Origin of the sequence: Leisingera sp. ANG59, assembly GCF_013317235.1 — a bacterium.
Lineage (GTDB): Bacteria > Pseudomonadota > Alphaproteobacteria > Rhodobacterales > Rhodobacteraceae > Leisingera.
Map to the genome: position 1 here is coordinate 32,458 of NZ_WLCM01000019.1, position 22,833 is coordinate 55,290.

33 protein-coding genes are annotated in these 22,833 nt (G+C 61.2%); 31 read left to right on the forward strand and 2 right to left on the reverse strand.

Features of this window, described 5'->3' with window-relative positions:
* Window positions 1-130 precede the first annotated feature (130 nt).
* The 6 genes from GKC28_RS16220 (at window position 131) to rplP (ending at window position 5,846) form a co-directional block, all read left to right on the forward strand.
* Complete coding sequence (locus tag GKC28_RS16220; RefSeq protein WP_174148057.1) at window positions 131-2,845, forward strand: EAL domain-containing protein; 2,715 nt, start codon at window positions 131-133, stop codon at window positions 2,843-2,845.
* A 356-nt stretch (window positions 2,846-3,201) separates the two neighbouring features.
* The gene (gene rplB, locus GKC28_RS16225) at window positions 3,202-4,044 is read left to right on the forward strand and encodes a 50S ribosomal protein L2 (RefSeq protein ID WP_019297986.1); all 843 of its coding nucleotides are present in this window, start codon (window positions 3,202-3,204) and stop codon (window positions 4,042-4,044) included.
* A gap of 3 nt (window positions 4,045-4,047) precedes the next feature.
* Window positions 4,048-4,326 (forward strand): 30S ribosomal protein S19, encoded by a 279-nt coding sequence (gene rpsS, locus GKC28_RS16230; RefSeq protein WP_008554066.1) that lies wholly within the window; start codon window positions 4,048-4,050, stop codon window positions 4,324-4,326.
* A gap of 3 nt (window positions 4,327-4,329) precedes the next feature.
* Window positions 4,330-4,710 (forward strand): 50S ribosomal protein L22, encoded by a 381-nt coding sequence (gene rplV / locus GKC28_RS16235; protein WP_008557868.1) that lies wholly within the window; start codon window positions 4,330-4,332, stop codon window positions 4,708-4,710.
* Window positions 4,710-5,420 (forward strand): 30S ribosomal protein S3, encoded by a 711-nt coding sequence (gene rpsC, locus GKC28_RS16240; protein ID WP_019297987.1) that lies wholly within the window; start codon window positions 4,710-4,712, stop codon window positions 5,418-5,420. Before rplV ends, rpsC begins: the two co-directional genes overlap by 1 nt.
* 12 nt (window positions 5,421-5,432) lie before the next feature.
* Complete coding sequence (gene rplP / locus GKC28_RS16245; protein WP_019297988.1) at window positions 5,433-5,846, forward strand: 50S ribosomal protein L16; 414 nt, start codon at window positions 5,433-5,435, stop codon at window positions 5,844-5,846.
* Between the two features lie 543 nt (window positions 5,847-6,389).
* On the opposite strand, the gene GKC28_RS16250 is transcribed toward rplP, so the two are convergent.
* A complete protein-coding gene (locus tag GKC28_RS16250) occupies window positions 6,390-7,163 on the reverse strand; it encodes a hypothetical protein (RefSeq protein ID WP_174148058.1) in 774 nt (257 codons plus the stop codon).
* A 358-nt stretch (window positions 7,164-7,521) separates the two neighbouring features.
* On the opposite strand from GKC28_RS16250, the gene GKC28_RS16255 reads away from it, so the two are divergent.
* The 18 genes from GKC28_RS16255 (at window position 7,522) to GKC28_RS16340 (ending at window position 16,083) form a co-directional block, all read left to right on the forward strand.
* The gene (locus GKC28_RS16255; protein ID WP_174148059.1) at window positions 7,522-7,854 is read left to right on the forward strand and encodes a hypothetical protein; all 333 of its coding nucleotides are present in this window, start codon (window positions 7,522-7,524) and stop codon (window positions 7,852-7,854) included.
* Between the two features lie 91 nt (window positions 7,855-7,945).
* Complete coding sequence (locus GKC28_RS16260; RefSeq protein ID WP_174148060.1) at window positions 7,946-8,566, forward strand: 2OG-Fe(II) oxygenase family protein; 621 nt, start codon at window positions 7,946-7,948, stop codon at window positions 8,564-8,566.
* Between the two features lie 42 nt (window positions 8,567-8,608).
* Window positions 8,609-8,974, forward strand: a complete 366-nt coding sequence (locus tag GKC28_RS16265) for a hypothetical protein (protein WP_174148061.1) — start codon at window positions 8,609-8,611, stop codon at window positions 8,972-8,974.
* A 74-nt stretch (window positions 8,975-9,048) separates the two neighbouring features.
* Window positions 9,049-10,092, forward strand: a complete 1,044-nt coding sequence (locus tag GKC28_RS16270; RefSeq protein ID WP_174148062.1) for a succinylglutamate desuccinylase/aspartoacylase family protein — start codon at window positions 9,049-9,051, stop codon at window positions 10,090-10,092.
* Window positions 10,093-10,260: 168 nt separating this feature from the next.
* Window positions 10,261-10,608 carry a hypothetical protein gene (locus GKC28_RS16275; protein WP_174148063.1) on the forward strand — a complete coding sequence of 116 codons (348 nt, stop codon included), beginning with the start codon at window positions 10,261-10,263 and terminating at the stop codon, window positions 10,606-10,608.
* Window positions 10,609-10,820: 212 nt separating this feature from the next.
* Window positions 10,821-11,021 (forward strand): 50S ribosomal protein L29, encoded by a 201-nt coding sequence (gene rpmC / locus GKC28_RS16280; RefSeq protein WP_039125973.1) that lies wholly within the window; start codon window positions 10,821-10,823, stop codon window positions 11,019-11,021.
* A gap of 11 nt (window positions 11,022-11,032) precedes the next feature.
* Window positions 11,033-11,263 carry a 30S ribosomal protein S17 gene (gene rpsQ / locus GKC28_RS16285; protein WP_174148064.1) on the forward strand — a complete coding sequence of 77 codons (231 nt, stop codon included), beginning with the start codon at window positions 11,033-11,035 and terminating at the stop codon, window positions 11,261-11,263.
* A 99-nt stretch (window positions 11,264-11,362) separates the two neighbouring features.
* Complete coding sequence (rplN, locus tag GKC28_RS16290; RefSeq protein WP_005621870.1) at window positions 11,363-11,731, forward strand: 50S ribosomal protein L14; 369 nt, start codon at window positions 11,363-11,365, stop codon at window positions 11,729-11,731.
* 2 nt (window positions 11,732-11,733) lie between these two features.
* Window positions 11,734-12,039, forward strand: coding sequence for a 50S ribosomal protein L24 (rplX, locus tag GKC28_RS16295; protein ID WP_019297995.1), 306 nt, complete (start codon window positions 11,734-11,736; stop codon window positions 12,037-12,039).
* Window positions 12,039-12,602: a 50S ribosomal protein L5 gene (gene rplE, locus GKC28_RS16300; protein WP_039174354.1), complete on the forward strand. Its 564-nt coding sequence runs from the start codon at window positions 12,039-12,041 to the stop codon at window positions 12,600-12,602. The genes rplX and rplE overlap by 1 nt, the downstream gene beginning before the upstream one ends.
* Before the next feature lie 20 nt (window positions 12,603-12,622).
* Window positions 12,623-12,928, forward strand: coding sequence for a 30S ribosomal protein S14 (rpsN, locus tag GKC28_RS16305; protein ID WP_019297997.1), 306 nt, complete (start codon window positions 12,623-12,625; stop codon window positions 12,926-12,928).
* Window positions 12,929-12,941: 13 nt separating this feature from the next.
* Window positions 12,942-13,334: a 30S ribosomal protein S8 gene (gene rpsH, locus GKC28_RS16310; RefSeq protein WP_008554600.1), complete on the forward strand. Its 393-nt coding sequence runs from the start codon at window positions 12,942-12,944 to the stop codon at window positions 13,332-13,334.
* Window positions 13,335-13,346: 12 nt separating this feature from the next.
* A complete protein-coding gene (gene rplF, locus GKC28_RS16315) occupies window positions 13,347-13,880 on the forward strand; it encodes a 50S ribosomal protein L6 (RefSeq protein WP_039191295.1) in 534 nt (177 codons plus the stop codon).
* Between the two features lie 11 nt (window positions 13,881-13,891).
* Window positions 13,892-14,251: a 50S ribosomal protein L18 gene (gene rplR, locus GKC28_RS16320; protein WP_174148065.1), complete on the forward strand. Its 360-nt coding sequence runs from the start codon at window positions 13,892-13,894 to the stop codon at window positions 14,249-14,251.
* Between the two features lie 114 nt (window positions 14,252-14,365).
* The gene (gene rpsE, locus GKC28_RS16325) at window positions 14,366-14,935 is read left to right on the forward strand and encodes a 30S ribosomal protein S5 (protein ID WP_019298001.1); all 570 of its coding nucleotides are present in this window, start codon (window positions 14,366-14,368) and stop codon (window positions 14,933-14,935) included.
* Between the two features lie 13 nt (window positions 14,936-14,948).
* A complete protein-coding gene (gene rpmD / locus GKC28_RS16330; RefSeq protein WP_019298002.1) occupies window positions 14,949-15,137 on the forward strand; it encodes a 50S ribosomal protein L30 in 189 nt (62 codons plus the stop codon).
* Between the two features lie 250 nt (window positions 15,138-15,387).
* The gene (locus tag GKC28_RS16335; RefSeq protein WP_174148066.1) at window positions 15,388-15,600 is read left to right on the forward strand and encodes a DUF1127 domain-containing protein; all 213 of its coding nucleotides are present in this window, start codon (window positions 15,388-15,390) and stop codon (window positions 15,598-15,600) included.
* Window positions 15,601-15,867: 267 nt separating this feature from the next.
* Complete coding sequence (locus GKC28_RS16340; protein WP_174148067.1) at window positions 15,868-16,083, forward strand: DUF1127 domain-containing protein; 216 nt, start codon at window positions 15,868-15,870, stop codon at window positions 16,081-16,083.
* 551 nt (window positions 16,084-16,634) lie between these two features.
* Here the strand turns inward: GKC28_RS16340 and GKC28_RS16345 are convergent.
* Window positions 16,635-17,141 carry an SMI1/KNR4 family protein gene (locus GKC28_RS16345; protein ID WP_174148068.1) on the reverse strand — a complete coding sequence of 169 codons (507 nt, stop codon included), beginning with the start codon at window positions 17,139-17,141 and terminating at the stop codon, window positions 16,635-16,637.
* A 197-nt stretch (window positions 17,142-17,338) separates the two neighbouring features.
* On the opposite strand from GKC28_RS16345, the gene rplO reads away from it, so the two are divergent.
* The 7 genes from rplO to rplQ all read left to right on the forward strand — a co-directional run bounded on the left by rplO (window position 17,339) and on the right by rplQ (window position 22,667).
* Window positions 17,339-17,809, forward strand: coding sequence for a 50S ribosomal protein L15 (rplO, locus tag GKC28_RS16350; protein ID WP_019298008.1), 471 nt, complete (start codon window positions 17,339-17,341; stop codon window positions 17,807-17,809).
* A 111-nt stretch (window positions 17,810-17,920) separates the two neighbouring features.
* A complete protein-coding gene (secY, locus tag GKC28_RS16355; protein WP_174148069.1) occupies window positions 17,921-19,285 on the forward strand; it encodes a preprotein translocase subunit SecY in 1,365 nt (454 codons plus the stop codon).
* Window positions 19,282-19,929 (forward strand): adenylate kinase, encoded by a 648-nt coding sequence (locus GKC28_RS16360; RefSeq protein WP_019298010.1) that lies wholly within the window; start codon window positions 19,282-19,284, stop codon window positions 19,927-19,929. Before secY ends, GKC28_RS16360 begins: the two co-directional genes overlap by 4 nt.
* Before the next feature lie 270 nt (window positions 19,930-20,199).
* Window positions 20,200-20,568, forward strand: coding sequence for a 30S ribosomal protein S13 (rpsM, locus tag GKC28_RS16365; protein ID WP_019298012.1), 369 nt, complete (start codon window positions 20,200-20,202; stop codon window positions 20,566-20,568).
* Window positions 20,569-20,582: 14 nt separating this feature from the next.
* Window positions 20,583-20,972 (forward strand): 30S ribosomal protein S11, encoded by a 390-nt coding sequence (gene rpsK / locus GKC28_RS16370; protein WP_019298013.1) that lies wholly within the window; start codon window positions 20,583-20,585, stop codon window positions 20,970-20,972.
* A gap of 113 nt (window positions 20,973-21,085) precedes the next feature.
* Window positions 21,086-22,102 carry a DNA-directed RNA polymerase subunit alpha gene (locus GKC28_RS16375; RefSeq protein ID WP_174148070.1) on the forward strand — a complete coding sequence of 339 codons (1,017 nt, stop codon included), beginning with the start codon at window positions 21,086-21,088 and terminating at the stop codon, window positions 22,100-22,102.
* Between the two features lie 136 nt (window positions 22,103-22,238).
* Entirely contained in the window at window positions 22,239-22,667 is a 429-nt protein-coding gene (rplQ, locus tag GKC28_RS16380; RefSeq protein WP_174148071.1) for a 50S ribosomal protein L17, read from the forward strand.
* Window positions 22,668-22,833: the final 166 nt, after the last annotated feature.

Genomic DNA, 22,833 nt, shown 5'->3' on the forward strand with positions numbered 1-22,833 from the left:
GCTCCTGACGGAGCTGGAAGAAGCCCTACCACACGCAGAAAACAGTTAGGCCAGACGGAAAGGAAATTTTGACATTCACAATCTAAGGTAGCGTTCGTGATGAGTTCTCGCTCCCAATGAGGGTTTTTGAATGTCTGAAGCTGATGCCATCTGGATCCTGATCTCCGCATTGCTGGTACTTGTTCTGCAATCCGGCTTCCTGTGCCTGGAATCCGGCACTGTGCGGGCCAAGAATGCCGCCAACGTTGCCCTCAAAAACCTGTCGGATGTCTGTGTCGTTAGCACCGCCTTCTGGCTGACCGGTTTCGGTCTGATGTTCGGGCCCAGCTTTGGCGGGCTGTTCGGTGTCGGCGGTTTTTGGCCCCGGCTCGACAATGCCGCCGGACATTCGGCTGCCATTTTCCTGTTTCAGATGGCCTTTGCCTCCACCGCGGCCACAATTGTCTCAGGCGCCGTGGCCGAGCGGGAGAGGTTCCTGGGCTACATGGTGATGTCGGTCATGCTGGGCGCCTTCATCTACCCGGTCGCAGGTCATTGGGTCTGGAACGACGCAGGCTGGCTGCGGCAGGCCGGTTTCATCGATTTTGCCGGGGCGACGGTGGTGCACAGTGTCGGCGGTTGGACTGCGCTTGTGGCAGTTGTGTTTTTGGGGCCGCGGCTGGGCCGCTACGGGCCGAAGAAACGCTTCTTCGAGGAAAACTCCATTTCCCTTGTCACCCTGGGCGGCTTGCTGCTGTGGGTCGGCTGGGGCGCATTCAACGGCGGATCGGCCCTTGCCTTCAGCAGTGATGTCGGGCCTGTGATTGCCCGCACCATGCTGTCGGCGGCTGGTGCGGGAATCGCCAGCATCGCCATCGGCCTCGGGCTGTTCCGCTGCGTCCGGGCCGAGATCCTGGTCAACGGCTTTCTTGGCGGGCTGGTGGCGGGCACTGCCGGTATTCATCTGGTGACGGGACCGATGGCCTTTGTGATCGGCATCGCGGGATCGGTCACGGTCATCGTTGCCCGGGACATTCTGGATGCGCTGAAAATCGATGACGTGGTGGGTGCGGTTCCTGTGCATCTGGCAGCGGGTCTCGTGGGCACGCTGGCGGTGGCCTTCACGGTTCCGCTGGAACTGCTGCCGGCAGGCAGCCGGCTGGGGCAGCTGGGGGTCCAGGCAATGGGGGCTGCTGCCGTTGCGGCTTGGGTGATCTGCTGCACGGCGCCGCTGGCCGTTTGCCTCAAGGCGGCTGGGCTGCTTAGGGCGCACCCGAAAGACGAAGTGCGGGGATTGAACCTGGCGGAAAACAACCAGCGCAACGCGCTGCTGGAGCTGCTGGAGGAGATGAAGCAGCATCAGCGGTCAGGATCTTTCAGCAGGCGCGTGCGTGTCGAACGGTCCTCTGAACTGGGCGCACTGGCGTTCCGCTACAACCGGGTTCTCGACCGGGTTGAGGATGAGATCAGCCTGCGCGTGGAATCGATCCGCAAGGAGAGGATGAGCCGGGAGCTGGCGGAGGAAGCGTTTGAAGCAATGCGCGAGGCGCAGGAGGAGAGCGCCTGGTCGGCACGGCACGACAAGCTCACCGGACTTGGCAACCGCAAGCACCTTGAGGAAATAGCAGCAGCGCCAGCGGCGGAGCAGCAAGCCGGCACGCTGGTCATCGCGCTGGACCTCGACCGGTTCAAGGAAATCAACGACACCTATGGCCACGAAGCCGGCGATCTGGTTCTGGAACACGCAGCAAAGCGGATTTCATCCCTGATTAAGAACGGGCGGGACTTTGCCTTCCGCATCGGCGGCGACGAATTTGCCGTTCTGATGGAGTTTTCCGGCAGCGAGGCAGAAGCAAATGAATTCTGTTGCGACCTGCTGTTCGCGCTGCTTCAGCCGGTCACTTACAAGGATACCGGCCTTCAGGTCGGCGCCTCCATCGGATTTGCAATTTGCGCGCCGGAGGAACCCCTCCTGTCTGCGCTGCGGCGGGCGGATCTGGCGCTTTATGCCTCCAAGGCAGACGGGCGCTCCTGCGTGAATGCTTATTCCGCCTCCATCGGCTCCGCCCATGACGAGAAGATGGACCTGATCCGGGATTTCAAGCAGGCTTTCGAGAAAAACGAGATCGAGGTCACTTTCCAGCCCCAGGTCGATGGCAAAACAGGAGCACTGGCCGGATGCGAGGCGCTGGCCCGCTGGAACCATCCCCGCCGCGGCGTAGTCGGCCCGGATGTTTTCGTGCCGATTGCAAAGGAGGTGAACATGCTGGCGGAGCTGGACCGGCGGGTTCTGGATATTGCCCTGTCGGCCTATTGGGAGTTTGCGCGCCAGGGTGTCGTTCTGCCCAGCATCTCGGTGAATGTCTCGGCAGAGCGGCTGGGCCATCCGGGCCTGATCGAAGAGCTGAAACAGCGCACGGACATCCCTTCCAGCGGCCTCGCGTTCGAGCTTCTGGAGACCGTCTTTCTGGACCATGTGAGCGACGGTTACACCAAGCAGATCAATGCGATCAAGGCGATGGGCATCGGTATCGAGATTGATGATTTCGGCACCGGCCACGCCAGTATCGCGGGGGTGCTGGCGCTGAAGCCGGACAGGCTCAAGATCGACCGCATGTTCACCACCGGGATCGACAAGAAGCCTGTCCGCCGCGACTTGATGCGGGGGCTGATCGAAATGGCTTCAAGCGCCGGCGCTGTAGCCGTCGTGGAAGGTGTCGAAACCGCCGGAGAGGCGGAAGTCCTGTCCGGGATTGGGGCCGCCATCCTGCAGGGCTATGCCTTCGGGCGCCCGATGAACAGCACCCGGTTCATGGCCTGGGCCCGCGAATGGCAGGCTGAGCACTGGCCGCTTCAAGCCGGGTAGGCAAAGGGGGTCGGCACGCTTTGGCATTGCTTCGCACGGGGCGGCAATGCTGGGCCGTGACATACGGTAGCGCCGATCCGGCAGAGCAATTCCAGTGGCTGGCGCATGTTTCTGGCCGCTCTGCGGCCGAACCTGGAAAAGCCGGAACTCTGTCATTGCCACCTCCCGGCGACTCTGCTAAACGCCATCCATCCTGAAGACCCCGGATTCGTTTCCGGGGTCGTTATGTTTGTCAGGATGTTCGAACTCGGGGACCTTCGGGGCCCTATAACTCGGCCACCTTCGGGGGGCTTTCAACATAGCCGGGCCAAAGACAAGAACCTAAGGCCTGGCACGCTAAACGGAAGACAGAAAGCATGGCACTCAAGTCGTATAAACCGACGACGCCGGGCCAGCGTGGGCTGGTTCTGATCGACCGTTCGGAGCTTTGGAAAGGGCGTCCGGTCAAATCCCTCACTGAGGGCCTGACCAAATCGGGCGGCCGGAACAACACCGGACGGATCACTGCACGCCGCCGTGGCGGCGGCGCAAAGCGCCTCTACCGGATCGTTGACTTCAAACGGAACAAATTTGATGTAGCGGCCACCGTTGAGCGGATCGAATACGACCCGAACCGGACCGCATTCATCGCGCTGATCAAATACGAAGACGGCGAGCAAGCCTACATCCTGGCGCCGCAGCGTCTGGCTGTTGGCGACAAGGTTGTCGCGTCTGCAAAAGCCGACATCAAGCCGGGCAACGCAATGCCGTTCTCGGGCATGCCGATCGGTACCATCGTTCACAACATCGAAATGAAGCCCGGCAAAGGCGGCCAGATCGCCCGTGCAGCCGGTACCTACGCTCAGTTCGTTGGCCGTGACGGCGGTTACGCTCAGATCCGCCTGTCCTCGGGCGAACTGCGCCTGGTCCGTCAGGAATGCATGGCCACCGTCGGTGCCGTGTCGAACCCCGACAACTCGAACCAGAACTTCGGTAAAGCCGGCCGTATGCGCCACAAGGGCAAGCGTCCCTCCGTGCGTGGTGTCGTGATGAACCCGATCGACCACCCCCACGGCGGTGGTGAAGGCCGGACCTCCGGTGGCCGCCACCCGGTGACCCCCTGGGGCAAACCGACCAAGGGCAAACGGACCCGCAACAAAAACAAGGCGTCGCAGAAGCTTATCGTCCGCTCGCGCCACGCCAAGAAGAAAGGCCGCTAATCCATGGCACGTTCCGTATGGAAGGGCCCCTTCGTTGATGCTTACGTCCTGAAGAAGGCCGAAGCAGCGCGTGAATCGGGCCGCAATGAAGTGATCAAGATCTGGTCGCGCCGTTCCACCATCCTGCCGCAGTTCGTCGGCCTGACCTTTGGTGTGTACAACGGCCAGAAGCATATCCCCGTCAACGTCTCGGAAGACATGATCGGTCAGAAGTTCGGTGAATACTCGCCGACCCGCACCTATTATGGCCACGCCGCAGACAAAAAAGCGAAGCGGAAGTAAGTCATGGGCAAGGAAAAGAACCCCCGCCGCGTGGCAGACAACGAAGCAATGGCAAAACTGCGCATGCTCCGTACCTCCCCGCAGAAACTGAACCTGGTGGCTCAGATGATCCGCGGCAAGAAAGTCGAGAAGGCCCTGACCGACCTGACTTTCTCCAACAAGCGGATCGCGCAGGACGTGAAGAAATGCCTTCAGTCCGCCATCGCGAATGCTGAAAACAACCACAACCTGGACGTCGATGAGCTGATCGTCGCCGAGGCATGGGTTGGCAAGAACCTGACCATGAAGCGCGGTCGTCCGCGTGCCCGTGGCCGGTTCGGCAAAATCCTGAAGCCGTTCGCGGAGATCACCATCAAGGTGCGTCAAGTTGAGGAGCAAGCCTAATGGGTCAGAAAGTCAATCCGATCGGCATGCGCCTTCAGGTCAACCGCACCTGGGACAGCCGCTGGTACGCCGACACCAAAGACTACGGTGATCTGCTGCTCGAGGACCTGAAAATCCGCGAGTTCATCAAGGAAGAATGCAAGCAGGCTGGCATTGCGCGCGTCATCATCGAACGCCCGCACAAGAAATGCCGCGTGACCATTCACACCGCCCGTCCGGGCGTCATCATCGGCAAGAAAGGCGCGGACATCGAAGTCCTGCGCAAGAAAATCGCCAAGATGACCGACTCCGAGCTGCACCTCAACATCGTTGAAGTGCGCAAGCCGGAACTGGACGCCCAGCTGGTCGGCGAGTCCATCGCTCAGCAGCTGGAGCGCCGTGTGTCCTTCCGCCGTGCCATGAAACGGGCCGTGCAGAACGCCATGCGCATGGGCGCCCTGGGTATCCGGGTGAACGTCGCTGGCCGTCTGGGCGGTGCGGAAATCGCGCGTACCGAATGGTATCGTGAGGGCCGCGTGCCGCTGCACACCCTGCGTGCCGACATCGATTACGCACACTCCGAAGCGATGACTCCCTACGGGATCATCGGGATCAAGGTCTGGATCTTCAAAGGCGAGATCATGGAGCACGATCCTTCGGCGCGTGACCGTAAAGCACAAGAAATCCAGGACGGCCCTGCACCCCGTGGTGCTGGTGGCGGCCGTCGCTAAGGAGGATTTGAGATGCTTCAGCCAAAGCGCACTAAATTCCGCAAGATGCACAAGGGCCGGATCCACGGCCTGGCAAAAGGCGGTTCCGACCTGAACTTCGGCACCTATGGCCTGAAGGCGACCCAGCCTGAGCGTGTGACTGCACGCCAGATCGAAGCTGCCCGCCGTGCCATGACCCGCCACATGAAGCGTCAGGGCCGTGTTTGGATCCGTATCTTCCCGGACACTCCGGTGACCTCGAAGCCGACCGAAGTCCGTATGGGTAAAGGTAAAGGCTCCGTGGACTACTGGGCAGCCAAGGTTAAGCCTGGCCGCGTGATGTTCGAGATCGACGGCGTCAGCGATGAAATCGCCCGCGAGGCCCTGCGCCTGGCCGCGATGAAGCTGCCGGTCAAGACCCGCGTCGTGGTCCGCGAAGACTGGTAAACGGCGGCTCTGCCGCCGTATGTGCTAGTCGTTTTTGCCTGCAAAGGCGGCAAGGGCGCACCCGGTCTGAACAAATCAAAGGCCCCCGCTGAGTGATCAGCGGGGGCCTTTCTTGTCGGCAACATGGGTATCTTACAGCCGCACCGCCCTGTCAGGCGTGAGCTGGTAGATCTCGGAGCCCAGGTTCTTGGCCCGCAGATAGCGTGCCAAAGAGCCGAGGGTCACCGTGAAAATCCAGCGAAAAATCCGTCGTCCCCCTGGGCAGCCTGCAGTTTTTTACCCGGGGCAGGGCGGCTATGGGTATGGCTGCGCGGCGGCCAGCGCGCCTGCACACACTGCAAGCCCTGCGCCCACGGCTGGAGCGGGAAAAGCAACAACTGCCAGACCGGCTGCCGCGGCAGCTTCACAGCTGGCGGCTGCGCTGTGGCCGGAATGCTGGAGGCTTTGTGCCGAATATTGAGCGCCGGGGCTTGCTGCGGTTTGCGTCGCTGCGCAGTGCTGCCAGAAGTGTGTTGGGAAAGGGCATCGAAGCCTGCCGCACCGCTAGGCGGCGCCCGTCAGGCCCGGGCTGCAGGCCGGGCCGGGCAAGGGCATGCCAGCCGGTAGCGGAACCAAATGGCTGGGAGCGGCGGCAGGGCTAAGCCGTTCGCAGGCCTGCGAGAAGCTGAGACTCGTGTCCCCGGCAAGGCTGGCCTGGATGCAACTGTCCAGCTCGCCGCGCTCCTTGAGGTCAGCTGCAAGAGAATGGACGGCTTCGGGAAAGACCCAGTGATGAATATTGGCGCCTCTGGGAAACAGCTGGGCATGCAGGCCGTCCATGCCCGTGCCGCTTGAGAAGATGAAATACTCCGTCTCCGGCACAAAATAATGGCCCGCAGGCTTCATCGGAAAGCTCTTGATGCTCTTGGAGTACACCCGCCACCGCCTGTCTCCGGGCGCTGCCTCCGGATCGACGCTGAACTGCGGCACAAAGGCGACCGACCGGGCAATTGGCAGGAAGGCGCTTGCAACGATGGCCAAATAGCCGCCCATGCTGTTGCCGATCGAAAACAGCGTGCAGCCCCCTGCCACCTCCTGAACAGTTCTGGTCAGCACGTCCCAATCCAGCCTGTTTCCCCAGGACCGGGTCTTGTCATAGCAAAAGATGACATTGCTGCAATTGCGCCCCGACCCGGCGAATTCCGGCTGCTGAACGTCGATCAGCTCCACCCCTTGACCGATGCCGGGAAAGGACAGCAGAACGGTGCCCCTTGCCGGTGCCGGCCCCGGTTTCAGGGATTCCAGCCGCAAGGTTTCGTCTTCATAAATAATGTGCATATTCCAATGCCTTCGCTTCTGCGGTTTCGGGGGAATCTTGCACAAGGGAGGTTAACCCGCGGTAAGCCCGGACAGCTGAAGGACTGGCTTACGCATGTTTTGCGGTGGCAGTCTTGCCGCTGGGTTTCACTGGATCGGATCCCCGCATTGCATCCGGGCGCTGGCAAGCCTGTTAACGCGCCGGACACATGCTCTTTTCCTTGTGCTGCGGGCCAGTGGCCATTCCGCTCGGCCTATCGCCTGTTAACGATATGTACAGCATTTGTTCTCATACTCGGCCTGTAATTGATTGACAGCTCCAAATCTGCCCCTAGCGGGCGTTCTGTAGCGGTGTGTGTAACGATGAAAGGGAAGCTTCATGATGCGAATGATCGTTCCTGCAGCCCTGTGTTTGAGCCTGCCCGCTTGCGGCGGGATGGAATTTGACCGCAATGATTTGTCCCATATGTATGGCCCTGCGACGAACTACCGGAATCCGGTGGCGACACGTCAGATCTCCAAAAGTTTCGTTTCCCAGGAAACCGTATCCCTCGACGGCAATGCCACGCATTGGACGTCGCCCGACGGCTGCACGTATTCCCGCACCCAGGCTCCGGGGTATGCGCCGGTCTGGTACCTGGTGCAAAACCCCTTTCACATAGGAATGCCAAACGCGCACCGTGACTGCCCGATTTCCGTGGTGGACGGGTAGGGCTGGCAATAACCCCGGGGGCCGAATGGAATCCTTGGCCAGGTGCAGGAGGTGTCTCGCCTCTTGCCCGGTGCTGCGCTAAGACGGCGCCATGGCCCAGATTGAATCGCTCTTCGTGACCCGCCTCTACCGCGCGCAGCTGTCCGAATACGGACCCAAGGTTGACGCGCAGGAACTGGAAAACTCCTGCCTTGTCATCGCCGGCGACGACGATGCCGGCCAGGACTGGTGCGAGGAGAACGGCTATCCCGGCTACACCTCCTATGCCTCGCTCACCGATCTGCCATGGCGCTTTCCGATCTTTGCCGACCTGGTGAAATCGCTGGACCAGCATGTGGCGGCCTTTGCCAAGGATCTGGAGTTCGATCTGGACGGGCGCGAGCTGAAGCTGGAGGATCTTTGGATCAATATCCTGCCCGAGGGCGGCACCCATTCCAGCCACCTGCACCCGCATTCGGTGATCTCCGGCACCACCTATGTGTCGATGCCCGCCGGCGCTTCGGCGCTCAAGCTGGAGGACCCGCGGTCCGCCCGGATGATGGCGGCGCCCACCCGCACCAAACGGGCCCGGCGCGAGTTGCAGCCCTTCATCTACATGAAGCCGGACGTGGGCGACGTGCTCTTGTGGGAAAGCTGGCTGCGCCACGAGGTGCCGATGAACATGGCCGAGGAAGAGCGGATCAGCGTCAGCTTCAACTACCGCTGGGACTGATCAGTATTTCGGTGCCGCCCGCCTGCTCATGGACCATCGCCTGTGTATGACTATACGCCGATCGTGCTCCATGAATGCGAGCAGCTTGTTTATGCGGTCCACGCGCGCATTGCACCCACGCTGACCGAGGTTCTGGTTGTTGTTCTTTGCGCGCCGGTTGCACTGGTGATTTGGCTGTTTGTTCACCGGGCTTTCCGCTCAGCCACTTATGTGATCAATACCCGTCGGGTTTTGGCGGTTGATAAACAGGGCGCATTCGGTGAAGTCGCGATCAGAAACATTCGGCGCCTAAAGACCTTCAGGGGCGCCATGATGGTGCATGCCGGGGAGACCCGCCTCTGGCTCCCCCGCTTGCCGAACGGGTGGCAATTTGAAACCATCCTCAACAAGGTGCGGCAATTGGGCTAGCGGTTCGGCTCCCCGCAATTGTAAAAGTCCGCAAAGCCGCTTAGCCTCCCGGAACGGCTCTGCGGGAGGTATAGATGGCGCGGCGTTCCCCTTTTGAAATCGGTGGCTTCCACATTCCGCCCGGCACCCGCCGCACGGTGGATATGCCGGTCAGCGTGCTGTCGGACCACACGCCGGTCACCATGTCCGCCCATGTGATCCACGGTTCGGAGGAGGGACCTGCGCTGTTTGTCTCCGCCGCTATCCACGGCGACGAGGTGATCGGGGTGGAAATTGCCCGCCGCCTGCTGCGCAGCCGCCAGTTCTCGCGCCTCAGGGGCACGCTGATTGTGGTGCCGATCGTCAACACCTTCGGCTTCCTGAACCACTCCCGCTACCTGCCGGACCGGCGCGATCTGAACCGGTCCTTTCCGGGCAGCGAGGGCGGCTCGCTGGCCAGCCGCCTGGCGCATCTGTTCATGACAGAGGTGGTGGCGCGCTGCGATCTGGGCATCGACCTGCATTCCGCCGCCATCCACCGCACCAACATGCCGCAGATCCGGGTGTCGCCCAAGTCGCAGGAGACGCTGGGTTATGCCGATGCCTTCGGCGCGCCGGTGGTGATCCGGTCGTCCCTGCGCGACGGCTCCCTGCGCAAGGAAGCGCAGAAGGCCGGCGTCGATATCCTGCTCTATGAGGCGGGGGAGGGGCTGCGGTTTGACGAGCAGTCCGCCCGCGTCGGCGTTGCGGGCATCCTGCGGGTGATGCACGCGCTTGGCATGATCCCCGATGACGGCGTGCCGCTGGCTGAGGCGGTGCCGGTCAAGGCCAGCGACAGCAGCTGGGAGCGCGCGCCCGCAGGCGGTCTGTTGCGCGCCTTCAAGACCACTGGCGAGATGGTGGGGGAGGGCGAGGTGCTGGGCATCGTCGCCGACCCCTTCGGGGAGGAGGAGGTGGAACTGACCGCCAGCCAGCCGGGCCTGATCATCGGCCGCGCCAACATGCCCATCGTCAACGAGGGCGACGCCCTCTTCCACATCGCCAAAGTGTCCGCCCCGGAGGAAGCCGAAGGCCGCATCGAAAGCCTGAACGCCCAGCTGGACGGCGCCGCGATGTTCGATGAGGATGAGATCATTTGAGGGAAACCAGCCAGCCGGCCAATGCAGGGCGGCGCGGCGAGGCCCGGTTCAGTTGTGTTCGCGGCAGTCCGGCAATCTATTGTTGACTGAAGTTCGTTCTGCTACGTCCGCAGCGCCCAACGCTGCGTTGCATTGGGCCGGCTTGAATATTCTCAAAGGACTCCAGTTTTGAAGACAAAACTCATTCTCTTGGCCGCAGCCGTTGCTTCGGTTGCAGCCTGTTCCAAAGACCTGGGCAAAGTACATGAGCGGCGCGCTGCCCTTGTTGCCCGTGTATTCCCGGCGGAAGCCGACCGCACCGGTATCACTCTTGCCTTCCCCGTCGAGAGCCACCTGGAAATCATCTACTTCCCGGACGAAGTTTCTCACTCGGCCATTCAGTCGAGAGCAGCTGCTTATTGCAAACGTATCGGTCATCCGACGCTGAAGGTCGCCAGGCCGCTCAAGGATACGCAAACCACCATGGCGGACGGTACAGTGCGGGCGTCTAAGGGTATCCTCTTCGATTGCGATTAACGGCTTGACTGCACCAGGGCGGGTGAGGGGCAAACACCCCCTTGCCCCTCACCCCCTTCTCCTCTATAGGGAGCCATCGCTTGCGCCCGGTCCGGCCTGGATCAGGGGCAGGTGATTCTTTTTTGCTGCCCGTTCCGGGCGGTTGACATAACCCACCAGGTAACAAGGTGACCCTCGGGGCCTTCTGGTGCTTTGGACAAGGAACAAAGGCGATGAACGCCAATGATCTGCGCGAGAAGACCGTGGATGAACTCCGCGATATGCTCGCATCCCTGAAAAAAGAGAGCTTCAACCTGCGCTTTCAGCAGGCAACCGGTCAGCTGGAATCGACCGCAGGCATCAAGGCGGCCCGCCGCAATGCTGCACGCGTCAAGACCATCCTGAACGAAAAAGCCGCTGCAGCGGCCGAATAAGGAGCGACACAATGCCCAAACGTATCCTGCAAGGCGTTGTGACCAGCGACGCAAACGCCCAGACCATCACCGTCTCGGTTGAACGCCGCTTCACGCACCCGGTTCTGAAGAAAACCATCCGTAAGTCCAAGAAATACCGGGCTCACGATGAAAAGAACGCTTTCAAGGTCGGCGACACTGTCCGCATCATCGAATGCGCGCCGAAATCGAAAACGAAACGCTGGGAAGTTCTGGAAGCCTAAGAGTCTCATCCGAGACTCCTGGCGGCTAGACTTAACAGTCAGTCGAAACCCTGGGGGATACCAGCACGCATCGCTGCCCCATAGGTCGGGAGAAACCACATGATCCAGATGCAAACAAATCTGGATGTTGCTGACAACTCCGGCGCCCGCCGAGTTCAGTGCATCAAGGTTCTGGGTGGCTCCAAGCGTAAATACGCTTCCGTTGGCGACATCATCGTCGTCTCGGTTAAAGAAGCCATCCCGCGCGGCCGCGTGAAAAAAGGCGACGTCCGTAAGGCCGTTGTCGTGCGCACCGCCAAAGAAGTCCGCCGCGAAGATGGCACCGCGATCCGTTTTGACCGGAACGCAGCTGTCATCCTGAACAACAACAATGAGCCGGTCGGTACCCGTATCTTTGGCCCGGTTGTTCGTGAACTGCGCGCGAAGAACTTCATGAAGATCATCTCGCTGGCTCCGGAGGTGCTGTAATTATGGCTGCGAAACTCCGTAAAGGCGACAAGGTCGTCGTGCTGGCAGGCCGCGATAAGGGCAAGGAAGGCACCATTGCTTCCGTTGACCCGAAAGCCGGCAAAGCCGTTGTCGAAGGCGTGAACATGGCAATCCGCCACACCCGCCAGACTCAAAACAGCCAGGGCGGCCGTCTGCCCAAGGCACTGCCGATCGACCTGTCGAACCTGGCACTGCTGGACAGCAACGGCAAAGCAACCCGCGTCGGTTTCCGCGAGGAAGACGGCAAAAAGGTGCGCTTCGCCAAGACCACCGGGGAGACTGTCTGATGCTTGACGCTGCAACCTACACCCCGCGCCTGAAAACTCTCTACAAGGACACCATCCGTGGCGCCCTGAAAGAAGAGTTCTCCTACAAGAACGAGATGATGATCCCCAAGCTGGACAAGATCGTTCTGAACATTGGCTGTGGCCGCGCTGCTGTCAAAGACAGCAAGAAAGCCAAATCCGCCCAGGCCGACCTGACCGCGATCGCGGGCCAGAAGGCTCTGACCACCGTGGCAAAGAACTCCATCGCCGGCTTCCGCGTTCGCGAAGGCATGCCGATGGGCGCCAAGGTGACCCTGCGCGGTGACCGGATGTACGAATTCCTCGACCGTCTGATCACCATCGCGATGCCCCGTATCCGCGACTTCCGCGGTGTTTCGGGCACCTCCTTCGACGGCCGCGGCAACTATGCCATGGGCCTGAAAGAGCACATCGTGTTCCCGGAAATCGATTTCGACAAGATCGACGAAGCCTGGGGCATGGACATCGTGATCGCCACCACCGCGAAAACCGACGCGGAAGCAAAGGCGCTGTTGAAAGCTTTCAACATGCCCTTCAACAGCTAAGCGCGGGAAGGATAGAGACCATGGCTAAGAAAAGCATGATCGAACGCGAGAAGAAGCGCGAGCGCCTGGTGGCTAAATACGCCGCAAAGCGTGCCGAGCTGAAAGAAATCGCAAACGACGAATCTCGCCCGATGGAAGAGCGCTTCAAGGCGCGTCTGAAACTGGCGAAACTGCCGCGCAACTCGTCGGCAACCCGTCTTCACAACCGCTGCCAGCTCACCGGCCGTCCGCACGCTTACTACCGTAAGCTGAAGGTCAGCCGTATTGCGCTGCGCGAGCTGGGCTCTGCTGGTCAGATCCCCGGCCTGGTGAAATCGAGCTGGTAAGGGAGAGACTGATATGAACGATCCTATCGGCGATATGCTCACCCGTATCCGTAACTCTCAGATGCGCGGCAAATCCACCGTCATGACCCCGGCTTCCAAGCTGCGGGCATGGGTGCTGGACGTGCTGGCAGACGAGGGCTACATCCGCGGTTATGAGAAAACCACTGGTGAAAATGGCCACCCGGCCATCGAAATCAGCCTCAAGTACTTCGACGGCGAACCTGTCATTCGCGAGCTCAAGCGGGTCTCCAAGCCCGGCCGCCGCGTTTACATGGGCGTCAATGACATCCCGTCGGTCCGCCAGGGCCTGGGCGTGTCGATTGTCTCCACCCCCAAGGGTGTGATGTCGGACGCGAACGCACGCGCAGCCAACGTTGGCGGCGAAGTGCTTTGCACCGTCTTCTAAGGAGGCCTCGCAATGTCCCGTATTGGTAAGAAACCGGTCGAACTGCCCAGCGGCGTCTCCGCCTCTGTGTCCGGCCAGACCATCGAAGTGAAAGGCCCGAAAGGCGCCCGCACCTTCACCGCAACCGACGACGTCACCCTCTCCGTGAACGACAACGTTGTCACCATCGAGCCGCGCGGCAAGTCCAAGCGTGCCCGTCAGCAGTGGGGCATGTCCCGCACTCAGGTGGCCAACCTCGTGACCGGCGTGACCCAGGGCTTCAAGAAAGAGCTGGAGATTCAGGGTGTGGGTTACCGGGCTCAGATGCAGGGCAACACCCTGAAGCTGAACCTGGGCTACAGCCACGACGTCGACTTCGTTGCGCCCGATGGCATCACCATCACCGCACCGAAGCAGACTGAAATCGTTGTGGAAGGTATCGACCAGCAGCAGGTGGGCGAAGTGGCGGCGAAGATCCGCGACTGGCGCCGTCCCGAGCCGTACAAAGGCAAGGGCATCCGCTACAAGGGCGAGTTCATCTTCCGCAAGGAAGGCAAGAAGAAGTAAGGACCAGCAAAATGGCAAACAGCAAACGTACCCTGTTTCTGAAGCGCCGGCTGCGCGTCCGGAACAAGCTTCGCAAAGTGAACGCAGGCCGTCCGCGTCTGTCCGTGCACCGTTCGAACAAGAACATCTCTGTTCAGCTGATCGACGACCTGCGCGGCGTGACCCTGGCAGCGGCGTCGACCCTGGAAAAAGATCTCGGTGTTGTCGGCAAGAACAACATCGAAGCGGCCACCAAAGTGGGTGCAGCAATCGCCGAACGCGCAAAAGCGGCTGGCGTGAGCGAAGCCTACTTCGACCGCGGCGGCTTCCTGTTCCACGGCAAGGTGAAGGCTCTGGCCGACGCTGCGCGTGAAGGCGGCCTGAAGATCTAATCCCATGCGGGCGGCCTCTTGGGGCCGCCCCGATGATCCGGGAACCCGGACCCGTTCCGGGTTCACCAAGGATTGATAGAACAGGCGCCTGGCGCCCTATGAAAGGAATGCCTGATGGCAGAACGTGAAAACCGCCGCGGCCCCCGCCGCGAGCGTGAAGAGGCACCGGAATTTGCAGATCGCCTGGTCGCGATCAACCGCGTGTCGAAAACCGTAAAAGGCGGCAAGCGCTTTGGCTTCGCAGCCCTGGTTGTCGTTGGCGACCAGAAAGGCCGCGTCGGCTTTGGCAAGGGCAAGGCGAAAGAAGTGCCCGAGGCGATCCGCAAGGCGACCGAGCAGGCGAAGCGCCAGATGATCCGCGTGCCGCTGAAAGAAGGCCGCACCCTGCACCACGACATGTCCGGCCGTCACGGCGCAGGCAAAGTTGTGATGCGGACCGCACCTGAAGGTACCGGTATCATCGCGGGCGGCCCGATGCGTGCCGTGTTCGAGATGCTGGGCATCAAGGACGTGGTCTCCAAGTCGATCGGTTCGCAGAACCCCTACAACATGATCCGCGCCACCCTGAACGGCCTGCAGAAAGAGCAGAGCCCGCGCTCGGTGGCTCAGCGCCGCGGCAAAAAGGTCGCCGACATCCTGCCCAAGCGGGACGAGGCACCGGCAGCTGCCGAAGCTGAAGCGTAAGGAGTAGAGAGACATGGCAAAAACCATCGTCGTCAAGCAGATCGGCTCGCCGATCCGCCGCCCCGCCAAACAGCGCGCAACCCTGGTTGGCCTGGGCCTGAACAAGATGCACAAGACCCGCGAGCTGGAGGATACCCCCTCCGTGCGCGGCATGGTCAACTCGATCCCGCATCTGGTTCAGATCATCGAAGAGCGCGGCTAAGCCCCTTTTCGAGCACTGACTTTGGAAAACGCCTCCGGGAAACCGGGGGCGTTTTCGCATGTGAAACGCGTTCTTGGAGGCGGGACGGGCCGTTTGCCCGGCAGCAAGCCCCTTGCAGCGCATGCATAGCGGCTTGCCGGTTCCGTCAGTTGTTCGACTCAGGCCCCGGTCCTATCTCGGTGTCACAGCAAACGACCAAACACGGACCGCCGGGAATAGGCCCGGCCCGCAACAGACAAGGACCTTAACGATGGCACATGTTATCTCCGCTGCACACACCGGCCACAGCCTCAGCGCCCGCATCCGCGCAGCCGTTGAAGGGCTGGTCGACTCCTGGGCCAAAGCCCGCGAATTCCAGCGCACCTACAACGAGCTGGACGCGCTGAGCGACCACGAGCTCTCGGACATCGGCGTCCGCCGCAGCGATATCGCCGACATCGCGCGCCAGCACGTCTACGGCTAAGAACTCCCTTTCTCCCGGGCGCTCCTCTCCTCCTCCTCTTCATGCCCGGGCCAAAGCGCCTCTGCCCCATCCGGGGCGGGGGCGTTTTCTTTTGCCGGCTTTCAAGATCCCTCACGCATTTGTGCTATGCGTGCCCGGCATAGCCGCCAGACCAAAGCGCCCGTTGCACCTCCGCCGGGCCATCCTTATTTCCCGTTCACCTCAGACGAACAGATCAAGCGACGCGCCGGAAGCACGTTCCGGCAGCGCAGCGAAGGAACAAGAACAATGGCTTATTCAACTCTCACCGCGCCGGTTTCCGCCGGCATCCCCGCCCGCCTGGCAGGCATCGTGTCCGGCCTGATCCGGAACTGGCAGCTGCGCCGCGAATACCGGCAGACCGTCCACGCGCTGCGCGCGCTCTCGGCCCGCGATCTGGCCGACATTGGCCTCAGCCGGTGCGCCATCCCCGGCGCCGCCCGCGAGCACGTCTACGGCAAGTGATCTCCCCGGCCGGCTGATGGATCCTCCTCCCGCTCCAACAGTCCGACCCCAAAGCGCCCCCGCCACTCCGGCGGGGGCGTTTTTGTTTGTTCTCCGGGCAAGCACGAAAAAGTCACCGTCCGGCGGCACGCCGGGCAGCGCCCGAACCGCCCCCGTCAAACCGAAGGTTTGCCTCCGGCAAAACGGGTGGGCGCTCTTCGCCCACCCCTCGGTTCGGGCGCTGCCCTCCGGGAACTTCAAAACCGGGGTCTCCAGAGCGTTGCGCAGCCACCGTACGCACCGCCTACGGGGTTTTAACCCGTCTCTGGCAATATCATCCCCGGTCATGATCACCCGCCGGGCCTGACACCCCCGGCACCTGGAACTGGGCTCCGGTCTGGCACCCGGAGCGCGCAGACGCGTTTTCGCATGGGCAATGCCCATCCCATCTCCACCCCGGCGGCGCCGCCACCCTTAAACGGACGGCCTAAAGCGGAACGGAGACAGAGGCAGGCAGTACTGAGAGCAACCGGCAGGGCAGGGGCCTTGGCGGGCGGCAAGTGCATTCGGATTCAGGGCAAGTACAGCTTGAGGAACGCATCGAAGCTTTTTGCGAGCTTTGTTGTTGTCAAGAAGTCATGATCCCAAAAGAGAACCGGAGCCTCCCAAGGGGATCCGCCGCGCAAAGCCTCCATGTCAAAGCAGATTTGGTTTCCGGAGCTGTCATTTGCAAAAGGAAGAAGGCTTTCCGGCATACCGGCTTCACGCCACACCAGCGCTTTCTGCACGTCGGTTGGATGGTGGAAGTCAGCCAAGTGAGGTGCGCGCTCTGGAAGGATCAGCGCTAAAGGCGGAAACCGATTGAGCCATTTGAAATGCCGGTTAGCCTTTTCGCTAAGCCAGTCCCAAAGTCTAGCAGTCGGTGAAGGCAATCCTACTTCCAGCAATTGGGAGAGATAACTTGCAGGCAGTGTAATGGCCAAATTTTTTTCAAGAGCCCTTAGGTCGCCCTCATTAACGGTTGTTGGGCGATAGTCAGGGTGGCTCCAAGATTCGTGAAATTTCTTTAAGTTGCTCATTGTCGGCCTCAATCAAAATAGCGGACATCCTTTGGCTGTGTCTGCGAAAGTCAACAGCTTTCGCCTCCACCCTTGATCCCTCGCCCCAACCCGTTTATAGGCACCCGGTGGCGTTCCGCGCCACGGAATCACCAATCAAGAAACGCCGTGTTTGGCCCATCACGCTTCGGGGGCCACATCCGGCAAGGAGAAGCGACATGAAACTTCACGAATTGCGCGACAATGCAGGCGCCGCCAAGAAACGCACCCGTGTGGCCCGTGGCCCCGGTTCCGGCAAAGGCAAAATGGGCGGCCGCGGCATCAAAGGCCAGAAATCCCGTTCGGGCGTATCGATCAATGGCTACGAAGGCGGCCAGATGCCCTTGTACCAGCGTCTGCCCAAGCGCGGCTTCAACAAGCCGAACCGCAAGGCATACGCCGTTGTGAACCTGGGCCTGATCCAGAAATTCATCGACGCAGGCAAGCTGGACGCGGCCTCCATCACCGAGGATTCGCTGGTTGCCTCCGGCCTGGTCCGCCGTAAACTGGACGGCGTCCGCATCCTGGCCAAAGGCGAAATCACCGCCAAAGCAACCATCGCTGTCACCGGCGCATCCGCTGCTGCTGTTGACGCTGTTGCAAAAGCTGGCGGCACTCTGACTGTGGCAGCCCCCGCCGCCGCAGAGTAACGGCTTGTGAGCGGCGCCAATGCCGCTTACATAGTCTCCGAGTTTTCCTAGAACGCCGCCCGAGCCGGAAAACGGTTCCGGGCGGCGTTTCGCTAAAGAAGAGACCTTTTCATGGTATCAGCAGCAGAACAAATGGCGGCAAACACCAGCTGGGCTGCCCTTGGCAAAGCTACGGATCTGCGCAACCGCATCCTGTTCACCATCGGCCTTTTGATCGTCTACCGCCTGGGCACCTTCATTCCGGTTCCCGGCATCGACGCAGCCGCCCTGCGCCAGTTCATGGAGCAGGCAGGCCAGGGCATCGGCGGCATGGTGTCGATGTTCACCGGCGGCGCGCTTGGCCGCATGGGGATCTTTGCCCTCGGCATTATGCCTTATATCTCCGCCTCCATTATCGTTCAGCTTCTGACCTCGATGGTGCCCTCGCTTGAGCAGCTCAAGAAAGAGGGCGAGCAGGGCCGCAAGAAGATCAACCAGTACACCCGCTACGGCACCGTGGCGCTGGCGACCGCACAGGCCTATGGCCTGGCCGTGTCGCTGGAGCAGGGCGACCTGGCGACCGATCCGGGCATGTATTTCCGCATGGCCTGCATGATCACCCTGGTCGGCGGCACCATGTTCCTGATGTGGCTGGGCGAGCAGATCACCCAGCGCGGCATCGGCAACGGCATCTCGCTGATCATCTTCGTCGGCATCATCGCCGAAGTTCCGGCAGCGATTGCCCAGTTCTTTGCTTCCGGCCGTTCCGGCGCCATCAGCCCGGCGGTGATCATCGGTGTGATCATCATGGTCATTGCGGTGATCATGTTCGTGGTGTTCATGGAACGCGCGCTGCGCAAGATCCACATCCAGTACCCGCGCCGCCAGGTCGGCATGAAGGTCTATGACGGCGGCTCCTCGCATCTGCCGGTCAAGGTGAACCCGGCGGGCGTGATCCCGGCGATCTTCGCCTCCTCGCTGCTGCTGCTGCCGACCACCATCTCTGCGTTCTCTTCTGGTGCGGCGACCGGTCCAGTGATGTCCTGGCTCTTGGCCAACTTCGGCCCCGGCCAGCCGCTGTACCTGCTGTTCTTCGTCGCGATGATCGTGTTCTTTGCCTATTTCTACACCTTCAACGTCTCCTTCAAACCGGAAGACGTGGCGAACAACCTGAAGAACCAGAACGGCTTTGTCCCCGGCATCCGCCCCGGCAAAAAGACCGCCGAATACATCGAGTATGTGGTCAACCGCGTGCTGGTTCTGGGCTCCGGCTACCTGGCGCTGGTCTGCCTGCTGCCGGAAGTCCTCCGCGGCCAATTCGCCATCCCGGTTTATTTTGGCGGCACGTCCGTTCTGATTGTGGTATCCGTCACGATGGACACCATTCAGCAGGTGCAAAGCCACCTCCTCGCGCATCAGTATGAGGGCCTTATCGAGAAGAGCCAGCTGCGCGGGCGCAACAAGAAACGGACAAAACGGGGACCCTCTCGCCGATGACCAACATTATTCTCCTTGGCCCGCCTGGTGCGGGCAAAGGTACGCAAGCGCGCTACCTGGTTGAATCCCGCGGCATGGTGCAACTCAGCACCGGCGACATGCTGCGGGAGGCCCAGACCTCCGGCACTGAAATGGGCAAGAAAGTTGCCGCCATCATGGCCGAAGGCAAGCTGGTCACCGACCAGATCGTGATCGGCCTGATCCGCGAAAAGCTGCAGGGCGGCGCCGAGGGCGGCTTCATCTTCGACGGTTTTCCGCGCACCCTGGCCCAGGCCGACGCGCTGGCCAAGCTCCTCGATGAGATGGATCTCAAGCTCGACGCCGTGATCGAGATGCAGGTCGATGACGACGCGCTGGTCGCCCGTATCACCGGCCGCTCCACCTGCGGCGGCTGCGGCGAGGTCTACCACGATCAGACCAAACCCTGGCCGGCCGATGGCAAATGCGCCAACTGCGGCAGCGACAACGTGCAGCGCCGGGCGGATGACAATGAGGACAGCCTCAAGACCCGCCTGATGGAATACTACAAGAAGACCTCGCCGCTGATCGGCTACTACTACGCCAAGGGCAACCTCCAGCGCCTGGACGGCCTTGCGTCGATCGAGGAAGTCCGCAAGAGCATGGCTTGGATCATGGGCGAATAAGCCGCCCGTTTACCGGATCGGAGTGCCCCGTGCTGCATAAGCGCGGGGCGTTTTCAATTCCGGGGTTGCGTTTTCTCCGAACACGGGTTGACCCCCGCGGCAATTCCACATAGGCAACCCCATCCCTTCTGGGAATGATTCCCGGCGGATGGATTCGTCTGTCTGCCGTACCACCTCGAAATGCTGGACCCTCTGGCCACACTGCCACGGTCAAGTGTTGTGAAAAAAGGTTCCGGCGTTACGGAACCGCAACGAAAAGGAAAGTGACACGTGGCACGTATTGCCGGCGTTAACATCCCGACTGCAAAGCGGGTTCCCATCGCCCTCACCTACATCACCGGTATCGGCAACACCTCGGCGAAAGCCATCTGTGAGGCTGTTGGCATCGACGCAACCCGTCGTGTGAACGAACTGTCCGACGCTGAAGTTCTGGCCGTGCGCGAGCACATCGACGCCAACTACACCGTCGAAGGCGACCTGCGCCGTGAAGTGACCATGAACATCAAGCGCCTGATGGACCTGGGCTGCTACCGTGGCCTGCGCCACCGCCGCAACCTGCCGGTCCGCGGTCAGCGCACCCACACCAACGCCCGCACCCGCAAGGGCCCGGCGAAGCCGATCGCCGGCAAGAAGAAGTAAGGGGGGCTTGATCAATGGCACGCGATAAAACCCGCATTAAGCGTAAAGAGCGCAAGAACATCGCCTCCGGCGTTGCTCACGTGAACTCTTCGTTCAACAACACCAAGATCCTGATCTCCGACGTGCAGGGCAACGCGATCTCCTGGTCGTCCGCCGGCACCATGGGCTTCAAAGGCTCCCGGAAATCCACTCCTTACGCGGCTCAGATGGCTGCTGAGGACGCGGGCAAGAAAGCCCAGGAACACGGTGTAAAGACCCTGGAAGTCGAAGTTCAGGGCCCCGGCTCCGGCCGTGAATCGGCTCTGCGCGCACTGGCCGCTGTCGGCTTCAACATCACCTCGATCCGGGATGTGACCCCGATCGCGCACAACGGCTGCCGCCCGCCGAAGCGCCGCCGCGTTTAATCCGAATTTTTTGCTGGGGCCCCGCTTGATTCGCAGGGCCCCAGTGCGTCATTTAAACCTCGGGCGTCCTTGGCCTTCCGGACATGGGGCAGGGACAGGAATGGAGGGAACGCATGATCCATAAGAACTGGGCAGAGCTGATCAAGCCGGCACAGCTGGAAGTGAAGCCGGGCAACGATCCTGCGCGTCAGGCAACTGTCGTCGCAGAGCCGCTGGAACGCGGTTTCGGCCTGACCCTGGGCAACGCGCTGCGCCGCGTCCTGATGAGCTCGCTGCAAGGCGCGGCCATCACCAGCGTGCAGATCGACAATGTTCTGCACGAGTTTTCGTCCGTGGCCGGTGTTCGTGAAGATGTCACCGACATCATCCTGAACCTCAAGGGCGTGTCCCTGCGCATGGAAGTCGAAGGCCCCAAGCGCCTGTCGATCAATGCCAAGGGCCCGGCAGTTGTCACCGCTGGCGACATCGCCGAGACCGCAGGCATCGAGGTTCTGAACCGCGACCACGTGATCTGCCACCTGGACGACGGCGCCGACCTGTTCATGGAACTGACCGTGAACACCGGCAAGGGCTATGTTTCGGCAGACAAGAACAAGCCGGAAGACGCACCGATCGGCCTGATCCCGATCGACGCGATCTACTCGCCGGTCAAGAAGGTCTCCTATGACGTGCAGCCGACCCGTGAGGGCCAGGTGCTGGACTATGACAAGCTGACCATGAAGGTGGAAACCGACGGCTCCATCACCCCCGATGACGCCGTGGCCTTTGCTGCCCGCATCCTGCAGGACCAGCTGGGCATCTTCGTCAACTTCGACGAGCCGGAATCGGCCGGCCGCCAGGACGAGGACGACGGTCTCGAGTTCAACCCGCTTCTGCTCAAGAAAGTGGACGAGCTGGAACTGTCAGTGCGTTCGGCAAACTGCCTGAAGAACGACAACATCGTCTACATCGGCGACCTGATCCAGAAGACCGAAGCGGAGATGCTGCGCACCCCGAACTTCGGCCGCAAGTCGCTGAACGAGATCAAAGAAGTGCTGTCGGGCATGGGCCTGCACCTTGGCATGGATGTCGAGGACTGGCCGCCGGACAACATCGAAGATCTGGCCAAGAAGTTCGAAGACAGCTTCTGATGGTTTCGGGGAGGGCTTCGGCCCTCCTCTTCAATGCCCGGACCTGCCGGGGACGACATGGGCACCCGCCCCAAGGAGAGCAGCTGACACGCATCAGCCGCCTGACAAAGCAAAACGCAAGATAAGGAATTGAAAAATGCGTCACGCACGTGGTTACCGCCGCCTGAACCGTACTCATGAGCACCGCAAGGCCCTGTTCTCCAACATGGCCGGCTCGCTGATCGAGCACGAGCAGATCAAGACCACCCTGCCCAAGGCAAAAGAACTGCGCCCGATCGTTGAAAAACTGATCACCCTGGCGAAACGCGGCGACCTGCACGCCCGCCGTCAGGCCGCAGCCAAGCTGAAAGAGGACAAGGACGTCGCGAAACTGTTCGAGGTTCTGGGCCCGCGCTACAAGGACCGTCAGGGCGGCTATGTCCGTGTCCTGAAGGCCGGCTTCCGCTATGGCGACATGGCTCCGATGGCAATCATCGAGTTCGTCGACCGCGACGTTTCCGCCAAAGGCGCCGCCGACAAGGCCCGCCTGGAAGCAGAAGAAGCAACTGCTGAGGCAGACGAATAAGACGCGCTGAACCTTTTCGGGTTCACTGTCTGGCCCCCGCTCCACCCGGAGCGGGGGTTTTTTGTTACGCAACGGCAGGTTCGGCCATTCTGGATTCACTTTCCATGTGAAAGGGAATCGTAATTTTCTTCTGACTTAACTCTCGCATCCGAAATTTCCGGGACAG